We start from the raw sequence: 16,634 nt of genomic DNA on the forward strand, positions 1-16,634 counted from the left end.
TGGTGTGAATTACTCTTCGATCAAGGTATCAGTAAAAGCAAACACAGCCTTTCCTTTTTGTACTGATAGCCGCCAAATCTCCTCTTATGAAACCGCTCAAAAACATCCTTCTACCCCTCACATTCGCCGCCGCCGTTAGCACCGCCCCCGCATTCGCTCAGGACAGAACGCATTCGGTCAGGAAGGTGGCGAATACGCCGGAGCAGGAACTGGCCGGGTTTCGGGTGCCGGAGGGGTTTGTCGTGGAGCTGGTGGCGAGCGAGCGGGATAGCGTTATCAACCCGATCGACCTGACGTTCGATGATGCCGGCAGGTTGTGGACGCAGACGGCGCGGATGTACCCCCTCGACCCGATTTCGGACATTCAATGGGATGATCTGCTCAAACTCATGGACGACGAGCGGGCGCAGCGCAACCACCCGAATTTCAAGCGCGTTCTTCAATTATACAGGGGTGAAACGAAGGGTACCGATAAGGTGATCATTCTTTCGGGGCTGTATGGCAAAGGCCCCGTGAAGCCGCATATCTGGGCCGACGGCCTCACCATTCCGATGAGTATATTGCCGTATGGCACCGGCGCGTACGTCGCGCAAGGATCGGAGCTGTTTTTCATGGACGATACCGACCACGACGGCAAGGCCGACAAACGCATACCGCTTTTCACGGGTTTCGGGTTCACCGACTCGCACACGATGGCGCATGTGCTCACACGGGCGCCCGGTAACTGGATTCATTTCAGTCATGGTGCGCTGAACCGCGGGCGCGTGCGATCGCTCGTGAGCGGCGATAGTTTGAAAATGGATTTCAGTAAAATCGCCCGTTTCTCAGCGGACGGGCGAAAAATGGAGCTGGTGAGCGCAGGTTTGAACAACATCTGGGGCTTTCAGCTGCGGGGCAGCGGACAATGGTACGGTTCGGAGGCGAACGACCTGGGCTACTCCGTGGTGCCGATGGAACCCGGTACGGCATTTCCGGGTATTGGAAATGAGCGGCTGAGGCCCTACCAGCCGTTTATGCCGGCGCTGCACCCATTCAGGGTGGGCGGTACGGGTATTTCCGGGACGGCATTTGCCGACGACGCCTCCGGTTCTTTCCCCGAAGCATACCGCGATGTGGCATTTCTCGCCAACCCGATCACAAGCTCCATTAATGCCGTCAGAATAGTCCGAAATGCGGATGGTACCGTCACGGCGGCGCATTTGCCTGACTTGCTCACATCGGCTGACGACTGGTTCCGCCCCGTGAATATGGAGTTCGGGCCAGATGGTTGCCTGTATATTGCCGATTGGTACAACAAAATCATTTCCCACAACGAACTGCCCACCACGCACCCCGACCGCAATAAAACGCGTGGCCGGATCTGGCGCATACGCCACATGAGCCAGCAGCCAGGAGAAATTCCCGATTTTTACCAAATGCCCGCTGCCGCCTTGTCGGCGCATTTGCGCTCGCCCTCCTTGTGGGCGAAACGGGCCGCCTGGCACCAGATCGCCGACCGGCCACGCGAAGAAACCGGCGGACTGGTTCAGGCGATCGTCGCCATTGCCGGGGATCGCGATGCGGATGCGGTCACGCGCATTCATGCGCTCTGGTGCCTCGAAAGTTTGCAGCGTTTCGACGACACGCTGATGGGCAGGCTGCTGGCCGAATCCTCGGACGATATTCGCCGGGAGGCGGTGCGTTCTTTGGGTAGTTTCGGATTAAATGGGGCTGAAATTGCCGCGCGGGTGAAGCAGCCGGCCGACGACCCGAACCCGATGGTACGGGCGCAGGTGCTTCGCACGCTGGGTGAAACGAAGGAGCTGGATGCCGCCGGGGTAAGTATTTTGGTGGCGGCGTGCAAGCCGGAGTTGCCCGGCGAGTCCTTGGGCGGGCCTTATGAGCGGCGTTTTGAGCGGTTTCTCGCGCGGATGTCACTGGAAAAAAACGCGGAGGCATTGAACCGCTTCATTGCAGGCACGGATGTGGCGAAGGTACCGGTGGAAAACTTGCTATGGGCCATACAGGCATTGCCCCGCCAGCAGCGCGACGATGCTTTCCTGCGTTTCTGGCCGGGGGCGAACAGGTCGGAAATCGACGAACCGACATTCGTCAGCATCGCCGGAATGGTCGCTAACCCGCGCATCGCCGCGATGGTGAAACCCGCTTTCGAACAGCCGCAGGCGACTGAGCTAGTCCGTTACGCGATCCGCAACCAGGCACAGGTGCAGTCCGCAGAATTGACCTCACTGCTCGAAGCACCGGTCGCGCGGCTTTTGAAAAGTAATGCTCAGGACGACCTGGACCTGGGACTCGACGCCGTCGGCCGGTTTGGAATGGGGCAATCTGTGGCATTGGTGATTGGGGCACTGGACAGAAATATGCCTGCCGCTTCCGTAAAACTGGCACTGAAAGCGTTGGAAGCAAATCCATCCGCGGGCAAAAGTGCTGCGAACAAACTGGCTGACGATGCGCAGCATGCATTTGAAGTACGCGCTTCGGCGCTGCTCTTGCTCGCAAAAGCCGATCCGGCAGCGGCACGGCTTACAGCGCAAAAGTTTGTCCCGTCTCTGGACGATGCCGAAAAGATCGGGTTGACGAGCATGCTCCCGTCGTCGCGGGCAGGGGCGGATTTATTGATTCATTTAATTGAAAACAAACAACTGAATACCGCGCTCGTGGATGTGCCTGCGGCCGAGCGGGTGGCAGCCCTTCGTAAAAACGACCCCGAATCAACCAAACTGCTAACCAACGCCAAAGCGCTCGAAACGGCCCGGAAAAAGGCATTTAAAACCCGGTTGAACAAATACATGACCGCAGCGGAAAAGCATAAGGGCAATGCCGAAGCCGGTAATGTGCTGTTTCAAACCTGCCTGAATTGCCACCAGGTAGCTGGTAAGGGCCAGCAGATTGCCCCTTCGCTCGACGGTTCGGCCAACCGGGAGAATGAGGCGATCCTGACGGCACTGCTCGACCCCGATGCTGCCGTGGAAAGCGGTTACGCCGTATACCGCGTGAGCAAAACCGACGGTACCACGCTGGAAGGCTACCTTGTGAGCCAGGATAAACGCGGAACGACGCTCGCATTCATGGGGGGCGCGCAAACTTTCGTTCCCGCCGGACAAATCAAAAGCCAGGGCATGCTCGGCGGCCGTTCGTTTATGGTGAAAGGCCTGATAGACACTTATTCCGACCAGCAGGTAGCCGATTTGCTCGCTTATATTCGTACTTTGAAATAACCTTTGACTAACATATAAACAGGTACGTCGCCCATTGGGCCGCACCATTGTGTACTTAATTATGCTTAAAACTCTTGCTAAACGGATCAGCCCGCTTGCTGCGCTCATCGTCCTGTGCATTCAAACTGCCTGGGCGGCCGATTTGTATGTGGCCCGCAACGGCAGCGACCGGAATCCCGGTTCGAAGGAGAAGCCGCTGGCGACGATCGACGCGGCGCGCAGCAAGGTGCGCGGAATGCGGGGGAAAGTAACGGTTTGGGTGCGGAGCGGCACGTATTACCTCACCCAACCCGTGGTTTTCGGGCCGGAGGATTCGCGTGCGGAGGGGCAGGAGGTGATCTACAAAGCATTTCCCGGGGAGAAGGTGACGATCAGCGGTGCGGCGGCGGTGCCCGTGAAATGGCAGCCTCATAAAGGCCAGGTCCAAAAGGCGGTAATAGCCGGGCCCGCCGTTTTTGACCAGCTTTTTATCGGCGACAGGAAGCTGCATATGGCCCGGTACCCGAACTTTGATCCCCAAGCGAGCCATTTCGGCGGTTACTCGGCGGATGTGCTTTCGCCTGCCAGAATCAGGTCGTGGAAGCATCCCGAAGGCGCCTTCATCCACGCTATGCATAAGCACGAGTGGGGCGACTACCATTACCGCGTCACCGGCAAACCCAACGATAGTACACTCGTGTGGGAGGGCGGTTACCAGAACAACCGTCAGATGGGCATGCACGACAAATACCGGTTTATAGAAAACCTGCCCGAAGAGCTCGACGCGCCGGATGAATGGTTTTTTGATACAAAAACCAAAACGCTTTACGTGTACGCGCCGGGCGATGCGCGCGAGGTGCTCTCCCCGCAGATCCGGCATTTGTTCGAGTTCCGTGGATCGGCGGAAAAGCCTGTCAGAAATATTGCGATTGAAGGTTTCGAACTGGCGCATACCCTGCGCACTTTTATGGAAACAAGGGAGCCGCTGCTCCGCAGCGACTGGGCCATTTACCGCGGTGGCGCGGTCCTGCTGGAAGGTACCGAGCATTGCGCCGTGCGGCAATGCCATTTCAATGCGATCGGTGGCAACGGGGTGTTTTTCAGTAATTACAATCGCGATGGCGAGGTGTCGGGGTGCCATTTCGATCAGACGGGGGCCAGCGGTGTATGCTTCGCAGGCGATCCTGCGGCCGTGCGCTCGCCCGCTTTTGAATACCACGAGTCGGTGCCTTACGCGCGGATGGACCTGATACCGGGACCGAAAACGAACAATTATCCGGCCGGATGCAGAGTATCCGACAATCTGATGAACGGCCTGGGAAGAGTGGAAAAGCAGGTGGCCGGCGTGGAGATTTCGATGAGCATGGACATTACCGTGAGCCATAATACCATTTCAAACGTGCCCCGCGCGGGCATTAACGTAAGCGAAGGCACCTGGGGCGGCCACGTCATCGAGTACAATGACGTGTTCAATACCGTGCTCGAAACGGGCGACCACGGGTCGTTCAACTCCTGGGGCCGCGACCGCTTCTGGCACCCCGTACGCGAAACGATGGACAGCCTCGCCGCAGCCCATCCGGCAATGTTCCTGCTGGATGCGGGAAAAACCATCACCATACGCAACAACCGCTTCCGCTGCGATCACGGCTGGGACATCGACCTCGACGACGGCAGTTCCAACTATCATATCTATAATAATGTATGCCTGAATGGGGGACTTAAACTTCGGGAAGGCTTTTACCGGGTCGTCGAGAACAATATCATGATCAACAATTCCTTCCATCCGCACGTGTGGTTTGCCCAAAGCGGGGATGTGTTCCGGAGAAACATCGTCACGAAGCCCTATGCGCCGATCCGCGTAGAAGAATGGGGGAAAGAGGTGGACCACAATCTGTTCCCCGATCAGCAGGCGCTCGAAAAAGCACGCCGGAACGGTACCGACGGCCATAGCCTCGCCGGCGACCCGATGTTTGTCGATGCAGCCAATGGCGATTACCGCGTCAAACCGGGCAGTCCGGCATTGCGGCTGGGTTTTGTGAATTTTGATATGCATGCATTCGGCGTGGTGTCGCCGGCGCTGAGAAGTAAGGCGGACAAAGTGCCGTTGCCCGTAGCCGATCCGGTGACGGCGGCCGGAAACCGGAGTGAAGCGGCCTGGCTGGGCGGCAAGCTGCGGAATGTGAATGGCCTGGGCGACCGCTCGGCTTTCGGGCTGCCCGACGAAAAGGGCGTCGTGGTGGAAGCAGTGCCCGAAAACAGCATTCTCGCGAAGGCGGGGATGAAGCAGGGTGACGTGATCCGCGTGCTAAACCACCGTGAAATCGGCAACGTCAGCGAACTGATGGACGTATATCAGGAAGTGAACTGGATGGGGGAAGGGGAAGTGGCTGTTTTCAGGAACCAGGCCTTGCAGAAGTTGACGGTTTCTTTCAAATAGTCGTCGCCGATTCCCGTATATTTGAAGTTCCGCTTTGAAAAAATGCGGGTGGATATTGATTATCTGTTTCGGGAAATATGTCAGAAATGCGGGTTATGCGGGGAAAGCGACGCATGTTTTCAACTGTAATGCTTCTTGCATTTTGCTGCGTTGCGTTACTGGCGCGCGCGGCCGACCATGCGTCGGGGCGCGTGCTGCGGTATTCGATCCGCGAAGGGTTGTCGTTCGGCGTCGTAAACGGCATTGTGCAGGACAACGACGGCCTCATGTGGTTCGCGACGGGCGACGGTGTGAGCCGGTTCGACGGCACGGCATTCAAAAACTTCCAGTTTGATCGCAATGACCCGCGCAGTTTGCCGGGTAATTATGTCAAATCGATTCTCCGCGATAAAAACGGCACAATTTGGGTCTCCTCGCGGGACGGGATCGGGGAATTTGTGCCGGCTACGCAGAATTTCAACCGGTACAAGCCTTTCCGAAACACCAGCGGCGTCGGGAACGACGTGAGCGACATCAGCCAGGGTGCGGGCGACCGGCTCTGGCTGGCGCTGAATGGCTCGGGGATCGCTGCATTTAATACGCAAAATCACCAATTTACCTTTTATAACCAGCAAACGCTGCCGGGGCTTTTCACCAATTCCGTGCTCATTGTTTTCGAGGATTCGCAGGGAATGCTCTGGCTCGGCTCGCGCGACAGCGGCATCGAAGTCTGGAAACCCGATGCTGCCGGTAAACTCGTGAAAGCGAAACTGGATTACGCGAATGTGCCTTCGACACGGATCAATGCCATTTACGAAGATCATTTACGCAATGTCTGGATCGCGTCGTCACGCGGTTTGGTGCTTTTCAAACGGTCGGAGGGCAGGTTTTACGACATCCATGTCAACACTTTCCATCAAAGCGACATTTACCTTTCGCTCATCGAAGACCGGCAGCAGAACCTCCTCGTGGGCGTGCAGGACGGCGGGCTATACCGGCTGCCATTGTCGCAGATCGCCGCCCGCAAGCCGGAATCGTTTGTTTTTGAGCAGGTTAAGGACAAAGACGGCAAGGGCATTACCCAGCGGTCGGTGCAATCGCTGTTTATCGATAAAGACCGGAACGTATGGCTCGGTACGTACGGCGAAGGTACTTACCTGATCAGCGCCATCCCGGAGAAATTCCGGAAGTTCGAGCAAAAAACCATCGACTCGCGGGCCGAGAGTTACCTCCGCTACTATGGCATGTGCGCGGACAAGGACGGCTTTCTGTGGATCGGCACCGATGGCGACGGCATTTATAAAACCACTGCCACGGGCGAGACATTGAAGCACTATGCCGCCTCCTCCGCGCCCGGTGCATTACCGGACGGCGCCGTCATCGCCGCCCATCGCGACAGACAGGACCGCCTCTGGTTCGGGACTTATTCCAAAGGCCTCGTTCGCTATGATCCCGCCTCGGATAGTTTCAAACGGTACGCGCACGATCCGAACGACCCGCACTCGCTTGGCAAAAACGATGTCCGCGTCGTGTACCAGGATTCGCGGCGGCGTGTGTGGGTCGGGACGAATGGCGGCGGGCTGGGGTTGCTGGACGAGCGCACGGGCCGCTTCCGTAATTTTGTGCCTTCCAACAGTTCCATTAATGCCAACGACGTCCGCGCCATTACCGAGGACAAATATGGAAATCTCTGGATCGGGACGTACGGCGGTGGGCTCAACTACCTGAATACCCGCACGATGCAATTCGTGTCGTGGTTCAATGCGCCAGGTAAGGAGCCGTATTTATCCAACCGCATCATTTTTTCGCTGTATATGGATGACGGCGACCGTCTCTGGGTAGGGTCGGAGGGCAACGGGCTGCTGCTGTTCGATACGCGGGAGAAATCGGTGCGCTTTTTTGACGAAAAACGTGGATTAGCCAGCAATGTAGTGAATGCGATCCAGCCGGAAAGCAGGGAAAAAGTTTGGATCAGTACCAACAAAGGCCTGTCGCGCATCGACGCGGCGACGGGCACGATCGAGAATTTCGATACCAGCCACGGCTTGCAGGGGGGGCAGTTCAATCCCGGCTCCGCCTTGTATAATGCCAAAACCGGCATGCTGTCCTTTGGCGGTACCGAGGGCTGGAACCTGTTCGACCCCGCACAGGTGAGCGCGTCGCGCTACAAGCCGAAAGTAATGATCAGCGGCATCCGGATTTTCGGCGAGGACCGCGTAGGCAATGAGGCCGTTTCGCTTTTCGAATATCTCGAAAAGGCCCGGCGGTTTACCATCAAACCCGACCAGCCCGTGTTTTCGATCGACTACACGGCGTTGAACTACGCCTATCCCGAGCTTACGCGATATGCGTACATGCTCGAAGGCCTGGACAAGGATTGGAACTATGTGCAGAATGAGCGTTCGGCAACTTATCGTTATTTGCCGTCGGGGAATTATGAGTTTAAAGTAAAAGTTGCCAACCAGGACGGGGTTTGGTTCGAGGATTATGCCTCCCTGCCGATCCGCGTCATGCCGCCCTGGTACCGGAGCTGGTGGGCTTATTTGCTGTACATCCTGGCGGTCGGGCTGGTGCTGTATTACTACCAGCAGTACAAGCTCGGGCAGGAGAAAATGAAGTACGAGGTGCAGCTCGCGCATTTGGAAACGCAGCAGCAGATGGAGCTGAACGAGAAGAAATTATCGTTTTTTACCAATGTCTCGCACGAATTCCGGACGCCCTTGACACTCATTATCAATCCCATCCGTGAAATGATGCAGGCGGCCAATGCCGATACCGGCACCCACATCATTTACCGGAATGCGAAGCGGTTACTCAGCCTGGTAGACCAGCTGCTCCTTTTCCGAAAAGCCGATCAGCAGACCGACCAGCTCAAACCCGCCGCGCATAACCTGCCGCAGCTTGTTACCGAGGCATTTCAATGCTTCCTGCACCAGGCCGAGCAAAAGCATATTCAATACGAGCTGACACTCCCGGAGACGGAAATCGAAATCGTTTGCGATTGGGAAAAGATCGAAATCGCCGTGTTTAACCTCATTTCCAATGCATTGAAATTTACGCCGGAACATGGCCGTGTATCGGTAACGGTGGCCGACCGGGGTGAAAAGGTCGAAATCCTCGTGAGTGATACCGGCCCGGGCATTCCTGCCGATGCGGGCGCGGATATTTTCAAGGTTTTTCATCAATATGCCGACCGCCGTTTTGCAGCCAAAGGAGGCTTCGGGATCGGGTTATATCTTTCCAAAACATTTGTCGAAAGCCATTTCGGCGAGTTATGGTATGAATCGGAGCTCGACCAGGGCACCGCATTTCATGTGTTGCTATGGAAAAGCCATCCCGACCTGGTCACACGCGCCGGGACACTGGCCGATGCGTCGATGGGTACGGGCGTACGGGCGGAAATGCGCACACCTGTGCTGCTGGAAGAAATTGCGGAAGGCACCCTGCCTGCGAAGGTCCCTGCATTGGCCAACTGGCAAAGCGAGCTGCTGGATATGAAGGAAGCGTCGGCCGAAAGCCATACGATGCTCGTGATCGACGACGACGCGGAAATCAGGCAGTACCTCGCAACCGTTTTCGCGGGAAAATACAAAATGTTCGAGGCCGGGAGCGGAGAGGAGGGGCTGGAACTCGTACGCCGGCACCTGCCCGATATCGTCATCAGCGATGTGATGATGGGCGGCACATCAGGCATCGATCTGTGCCGGCAAATGAAGCTCGATATGGCCCTCAGCCACATTCCGGTAATATTGCTCACGGCCAGTACCTCGCAGGACGTGCGCCTGAAAGGCATCGAGGGCGGCGCCGACGACTACATTTCCAAGCCGTTCGACAAAGACATTCTTGTAGCGCGCGTGGCATCCATCCTGCGCAACCGCAACGATTTGCAGCGCTATTTTTACAACGAAATAACCCTGCAAACGAGCGATTTCAAGATTTCGGCCGAATACAGGGAGTTCCTCACCGAGTGTATCCGCATTGTCGAAAACCACATAACCGACCCCCATTTCAATGTAAAACTGCTCGCCTCGGAGATCGGCATGAGCCATTCCACGCTGTATAACCGCATTAAATCCATTTCCGGACAATCGGCGACGAGCTTTGTACGCTTCATACGCCTGCGCAAGGCGGCCCAGCTGCTCATCACGACCGACATCACGATCAGCGAGACGGCATTCAGCGTCGGCATTAACGACATCCGCTACTTCCGCGAGCATTTCCAGAAACTGTTCGGGATGAAGCCGTCGGATTACGTGAAGAAATTCAGAAAGCCCTTCCACGAGCAGACGACGATCGACAAGGACATTTTCCGCAAAAAGTCGGTGTAGCGGGCCCGTTTTTTGGAGTATCCCCGGTTTTTCATGCCTGATTCTAACAGAATCGGGCATTTTTTGTGAATTCACCCCCTCTTTAATGCGAAAATGTCCCCCTATGGCCGGGTTGAAATAGTCCTACTTTTGATTGATCAATTTATAAAAATATGAGAAAAACTATTTACCATGTTCCGGGGCAGAATAGGCCGGCTCACGGTCCCACCCTCCGGTCGACATGCGCGATGCTCCTGCTCGCGCTCATGTCCCTCTCCGCATTTGCGCAAAACACATTCACCGTAAAAGGCACGGTGACGGCCGAAAACGGCGAAGGCCTCCCGGGCGCGAGCGTGATCCTGAAAGGCACTTCCACCGGTACCACTACCGACGTCGACGGCAAGTATGCATTGAACCTGCCCGACGGGAACGGCACGCTTGTGTTCACTTATATTGGTTATATCAACCAGGAAATCGCGGTCGGTAACCGCTCACAGCTCGATGTAAAACTGGCGCCGAACGACAAAACGCTCGACGAGATTGTAGTAGTGGGGTACGGAACGCAGAAAAAAGCTACTCTGACGGGTTCTGTTTCCGAAGTGAAGGGAGCGGACATCGTGAAGAGCCCGCAGCCGAACCTTTCCAACTCGCTGGCAGGCCGTTTCTCGGGTTTTGTAGCCAACAACCGCGGCGGCGAGCCGGGTTACGACGGGTCGAGCTACACCGTGCGCGGGTTTGCGACGACGGGAAATAACGACGTGCTGATCGTCGTGGACGGTATTCCCGGCCAGGTAGGCGGCCTCGATCGCCTCGATCCGAATGATATCGAGAGCATTTCCATCCTGAAAGACGCTTCGGCGGCCGTATACGGAAGCCGCGCGGCGAACGGGGTTATCCTCGTAACCACCAAGCGCGGTACCACGGGCAAACCGGTCATTTCGTACAGCTTCAACCAGGGCTTTTCGTCGCCAACACGCCTGCCGAAACTGGCGGACGCATCTACCTACGCGACGATCATGAACGAGATCGACTATTACAACAACCCGACCGGCGGGATGAACCAGCATTATTCGGCCGATGAAATCGAGAAGTTCCGTAATGGCTCCGATCCTTTGAATTATCCAAATACCGACTGGCAAAAGGAGACGCTGAAAAACTTCGCCTTGCAGAACCAGCACAGCCTGGCCATCAATGGCGGTACCGATAATGTGAAGTATTACGTGTCGCTGGGGACGATTTACCAGGATGGTTTGTACAAAAACGGCGCTACGAAATACAAGCAGTACAATTTCCGCTCGAATATCGATGCGAATGTGACGAAAGACTTCAAGGTTAGCCTGGGCCTGTCGGGCCGTCAGGAGAACCGGGCATTCCCGATTTCTTCGGCAGGCAATACTTTCCGTTCGATCTACCGGGCATATCCGACGGTGATCGCGCAATACCCGAACGGCTATTACTCGACGGGCGTGGAAAACCAGAACCCGGTGGTGCTGGGCACCGATATGGGCGGTACCGTCAGCAACCCGACGTCTGTGTTCAACGGAATCCTGCGCGCGAGCTACAACCTGCCATTTGTGGACGGGCTTTCCGTGGACGGGTTTTATTCCGTGGATAAATCGTTCAACTTCTCGAAGTCGTTCAGCACGCCTTACACGCTTTATAATTACAACAAAAGCACCGGCGCTTATACGGGCGTCGTGACGGGTGGATCGGCCGGTGCGGCTTCGATCGACCAGTCGCAGCTCAACATCACCAACATTACGCAGAACCTGCGTTTGAACTACCTGAAAACAATCGGCAAGCACAACATCAACGCGTTTGTGGCTTACGAACAGAACAAGCGCAACGAGGCCAAATTCGGTGCAACGCGGATCAATTTTCCTACCACGTCTACCCCGGAGCTTTCGCAGGGCGGTGCCGCGGCGACCGACAAGAACAACTCGGGCAGCAGCTTCAATTTCACCCGTCGCAGCTACATCGGGCGTTTGGCATACAATTACAATGAGAAATACCTCGCCGAGGTGCAGGCGCGCGTCGACGGATCGTCGGTATTCCCGAAGGGCAAGCAGTACGGCTTTTTTCCGTCGGTTTCGGCAGGTTACCGTATTTCGGAAGAGGATTGGTTTAAAAACAGCGTCAATTTTATCGACGATTTGAAATTCCGGGCTTCCTATGGTACGCTGGGTAACGACAATGTGGGTCAATTCCAATTCTATAATAACTACTCGTTCGTGAACCAGTACGTGCTGGGCAACAGCGTGATTTCACCGGGGATCGACCTTACCAAGCTTGCAAACCCGAATATTACCTGGGAAACGTCCAAGAAACTGGATATTGGTCTGAATGCGGTGTTCCTGAAAAACTTCAATCTCGAAGTGATCTATTTCAAACAGCAGCGTTCGGACATTCTGGCGGCGAGAAATGCGTCTATTCCAAATACTTCCGGGATTGTGAATCCGTACAAAACCAACGACAACACGCCGTTGGTGCCAGACGAAAACCTTGGAAAAGTGAACAATACCGGGGTGGAAGCGACGGTAGGCTATAACCATAACGGCAAGTTCCGGTACAACATTTCCGGTAACGTCACTTATGCGAAAAGCAAGGTGATTTTTATCGACGAAGCACCGGGAGCCCTTGACTACCAGCGCCAGACAGGCGGGCCATTGTATACCAATTTGCTTTACAATACCCTCGGTATCTTCCGCACCCAGGCCGACCTCGACGCTTACCCGCACGTACAAGGCGCACAGCCGGGCGACCTGATCCTCGAAGATTACAACAAGGACGGCAAAATCACCGCCGACGACCAGGTACGGAGCAAATACGGCAATGTGCCGTTGCTCACTTATGGCCTCACATTCAACGCAGGTTATGATGCATTCGACCTGGCCGTCGTGTTCTCGGGACAGGGCATGGTGAGCCAGTATGTGCTGCCGGAGTCGGGGCAGGTGGGTAACTTTTACAGCAGCTGGGCAGATAACCGTTGGAGCCCTTCCAACCCGGACGGCAGTTTCCCGCGCGTCGATACCCGTGCTTCTTCGTCGATCAACGGCGGATTGTATGCCAATAATTTCTGGCTCAACAATTCTTCGTTCGTCCGCCTGAAAAACGTGGAACTGGGCTATACGCTGCCGAAAGAGGCATTATCGAGGCTGAAAATCTCGTCCCTGCGCATCTACGCCAGCGCATTCAACCTGTTCACCATCACGGGCGTGAAAGATTACGATCCCGAAGGTAACAGCACCAGCGGCCAGTTCTACCCGCAGCAGCGCATCCTGAACCTGGGCCTCAACCTTAAATTCTAATGAAAACCATGATTAGCATAAAAAGACTTTCATTACCTGCACTGGCCGGAGCGATGCTGTTTTCGCTGTCTGCCTGCGACCAGAACTTCCTCGACGTCGTACCTACCGACCGCGTGTCCGACGCCTCCATTCTGTCCGATTCGGTCCTGTTCGAAGCCTACGTAACCAACCGCTACATGGGCACCCGCCTCACCGACAAGGAAGCGGAAGGGACGCTGCCGGGTTTCGGCCGCGGATTCGAATATGCGATGTGGTCGTCGGTGACCGACGAGTCGATTTACAATAACGATGACAATACCTGGCTGATCCAGCGGGGGCAGATCGCGCCGGAGAACACCGGTATCGCTGGTACCTTCTGGGGCCGCAGCTACCGGAGCATTCGCGAGATCAACTACGCATTGGCGAACATTGCCAAGGTGCCGATGAGCGAAGGCCGCCGCAACCGCCTGAAAGGCGAGCTGCAATTTATCCGCGCATTCCGCTATCATGACCTGATCCGTAACTATGGAAAAGTGGTGCTCCTGGGCGATAAAGTATATGAAGTAAGCGACGATCTGACGAGCCCGGAACTCTTCCAGCGCTCTGAAATCAAGGCCGGCCTCGACTACGCCATCGCACAGCTGGATGAGGCGGCTGCATTGCTGCCTGCCGCGAACGACAATACGACCTGGAAACTGGGTCGTGCCACGAAAGGCGCGGCACTGGCACTGAAATCGCGCCTCGCGCTTTATTCGGCCAGCCCGCTTTATAATGCCGGAACCTGGCAGCAGGCCGCGGCGGCAGCGAAAGCGGTGATGGACCTGAACAAATACACCCTCTATACCGGCGGCTACGGGAACCTGTTCACCACAACGGACAACTCCGAGATCATCTTCGGCCGTCTGTACGCGGTGGGCGCGCGCCACGTGTGCCTCGAAATAGCCAACGGGCCGAACGGCTACAATGCGTGGGGTGGTAACGTGCCGGTGCAAAACCTGGTGGACGACTACGAAATGATGGACGGAACCCGCATTACCGACGCGAACACGAGCTATGACCCGAAAAATCCTTACAAAAACCGCGATCCGCGCTTCTATGCGACGATTTTGTACAATGGTGCCTCGTACCGCACGAGTACCGTGGAGACATTTACGCCTGGTGGAAAGGATAGCAAAGACGGTCCGTCTAACTGGAATACTTCGAAGACGGGCTATTATATGAAAAAATTCATGAACGATAACCTGCCGATCGATAACCCCTGGGACGTGGCTGGTACGCAGACGTGGATTTATTTCCGCTATGCCGAGATCCTGCTGAACTATGCCGAGGCGCAAAACGAAGCGTCGGGCCCGGACGCGAGCGTGTATGCGGCCGTGAATGCGATCCGCCAGCGCACGGGTGTAGGCATGCCCGCACTGCCCGCGGGCCTTACGCAGGCACAGATGCGCGAGCGCATCCGCAACGAGCGCCGCATCGAGCTGGCGTTTGAAGAGCACCGTTTCTATGATGTACGCCGCTGGAAAGTCGCGAACGTGACCGAGAATGTGCCCGCCTACGGCATTGAAATCGGAAAGAGCGGCAGCGCATTTACCTACACGAGAAAAGAAGCGCTTACCGGCCGCAGCTTTGCCGATAAGCAGTACTGGCTGCCGATCCCGCGCACCGAAATTCAGGCTTCGAACAACCAGCTCGAACAAAACCCGGGCTATTGATCAGAACAGTTTCGCTCCCGGCGCCTCCACCGCCGGGAGTTGTTTTTTATATCCATTCCCTGACATACCATGTATTTCACGCAACACCTCGGAACATTGTTCCTCGGGCTTCTCATGGCCGGCTCCACGGGCTGCCAAGGCGCGGAACCGGCCGCTGGTACCGAAAATCCCGCCGAAAAAATCACGATCCGCATCGATCCTTCGAAAACCTACCAGACCATCCGCCACTTCGGCGGCTCCGATGCCTGGGCCTGCCAGTTTGTGGGCAATTGGCCGCTGGCGAAGAAGAACGCCATCGCCGACCTGCTGTTCAGTCGCGATACGCTGGCCGACGGGCGTGTGAAAGGCATTGGCCTGTCGCTGTGGCGCTTTAATGCAGGAGGCGGCACGGCCGAGCAGGGCGATGCGAGCGGTATCCGCGACGAATGGCGCCGCGCCGAGTCGTTCTTCGCGAACGACGGCGGGTATGACTGGAACAAGCAGGCTGGGCAAATGTGGTTTCTCCATGCGGCCAAAGAGCGCGGCGTGGGGGAGTTTTTAGTGTTTCCTAATACTCCGCCGGTTCAGTTTACAACCAACGGGAAGGGCTACGCCACGAACGGCCAGCCGAACCTGCCTGCTCAGCAAATCGACAAATTCACCGGCTACCTGGCCGACGTGATCGACGGGGTGCGCAAGAAAACCGGCGTTACCTTTCAATATGTGAGCCCGGTGAACGAGCCGCAATGGGATTGGAGCGACGGCGGGCAGGAGGGGACGCCTTATTTCAACAACCAGATCGCCGCCATCACACGGTCGCTCAGCGCCGCGCTTTTGAAAAAGAATTTAAGTACCCAAATCAATATTGCCGAGGCGGGACAGATCGAATACCTGTATTCGGAGCACAACCGGCCTGGCCGCGCGAGCCAGATTTCCACTTTTTTTGACAAAAACAGCGCGGACTACGTCGGTAGCCTGCCTAATGTGCTCCCGGCGATTTCGGGGCACAGCTATTTCACCACTTCGCCCTACAAAGATGCGGTGGCTAAAAGAAAGCAGCTTGCCGGCGGATTGGCGACGGTGCCGGGGCTGGAATACTGGATGTCGGAATACTGCATTCTGGGAGACAACGAAGGCGAGATCAGGGGCGAAGGCCGCGACCTGGGTATTGATGCGGGACTTTACATTGCCAGGGTGATCCACAACGACCTCGTCAACGCGAACGCTTCGGCTTGGCATTGGTGGATTTCCGTTTCGCCGTACGACTACAAGGACGGGCTGGTTTACATTGATCAGAACAAAACCGACGGGAATTTTCAGTCTTCCAAAATGCTTTGGGCGCTGGGCAATTTCAGCCGTTTCGTGCGTCCGGGCGCCGTGCGGGTGGAAGCGTCGAGCAGCCTGGGCACGGATGGTCTGCTGGTTTCTTCGTATGTGAATGCCGGCAGGGAGCTGGTGATGGTGATTATCAACAACGACAACCAGGACCGGGAGGTAAACGTCGTGCTCGCGTCGGGTAAAACTATTTCTGCCGGGAAAGCTTTCGAAACGTCCGCAAAGGGCGACCTGATGCCAGTTAATGTGCCCGATTTTGGCAAAATGTTGATTAAGGCGCGTAGTATTATGACGGTTAATAATAAAATGTAACCGAATGATGGCCTGATCGGGGATTGGATGAGTAGAAAGAGGATTGCTAGTATACTTTTGGTTAATTATTGACTACCAGACAAGCTACT

At 56.0% G+C, this 16,634-nt stretch carries 6 protein-coding genes; all 6 read left to right on the forward strand.

The window, feature by feature from the left end; all coding sequences use genetic code 11:
• The first annotated feature begins 86 nt into the window (after window positions 1-86).
• The 6 genes from H144_RS0115140 (at window position 87) to H144_RS0115165 (ending at window position 16,545) form a co-directional block, all read left to right on the forward strand.
• Window positions 87-3,218 (forward strand): PVC-type heme-binding CxxCH protein, encoded by a 3,132-nt coding sequence (locus tag H144_RS0115140; protein ID WP_019942927.1) that lies wholly within the window; start codon window positions 87-89, stop codon window positions 3,216-3,218.
• A gap of 61 nt (window positions 3,219-3,279) precedes the next feature.
• Window positions 3,280-5,634 carry a PDZ domain-containing protein gene (locus tag H144_RS0115145; protein WP_019942928.1) on the forward strand — a complete coding sequence of 785 codons (2,355 nt, stop codon included), beginning with the start codon at window positions 3,280-3,282 and terminating at the stop codon, window positions 5,632-5,634.
• Between the two features lie 128 nt (window positions 5,635-5,762).
• Window positions 5,763-9,941 (forward strand): two-component regulator propeller domain-containing protein, encoded by a 4,179-nt coding sequence (locus H144_RS0115150; RefSeq protein WP_019942929.1) that lies wholly within the window; start codon window positions 5,763-5,765, stop codon window positions 9,939-9,941.
• 152 nt (window positions 9,942-10,093) lie between these two features.
• On the forward strand, window positions 10,094-13,228 hold the full coding sequence (locus H144_RS0115155; protein ID WP_019942930.1) for a SusC/RagA family TonB-linked outer membrane protein: 3,135 nt from the start codon (window positions 10,094-10,096) through the stop codon (window positions 13,226-13,228).
• Window positions 13,228-14,919 (forward strand): RagB/SusD family nutrient uptake outer membrane protein, encoded by a 1,692-nt coding sequence (locus tag H144_RS0115160; RefSeq protein WP_019942931.1) that lies wholly within the window; start codon window positions 13,228-13,230, stop codon window positions 14,917-14,919. The genes H144_RS0115155 and H144_RS0115160 overlap by 1 nt, the downstream gene beginning before the upstream one ends.
• A gap of 69 nt (window positions 14,920-14,988) precedes the next feature.
• Window positions 14,989-16,545 (forward strand): glycoside hydrolase family 30 protein, encoded by a 1,557-nt coding sequence (locus H144_RS0115165; RefSeq protein ID WP_019942932.1) that lies wholly within the window; start codon window positions 14,989-14,991, stop codon window positions 16,543-16,545.
• Window positions 16,546-16,634 lie beyond the last annotated feature (89 nt).

This window comes from Dyadobacter beijingensis DSM 21582, from assembly GCF_000382205.1.
Taxonomy (GTDB): domain Bacteria; phylum Bacteroidota; class Bacteroidia; order Cytophagales; family Spirosomataceae; genus Dyadobacter; species Dyadobacter beijingensis.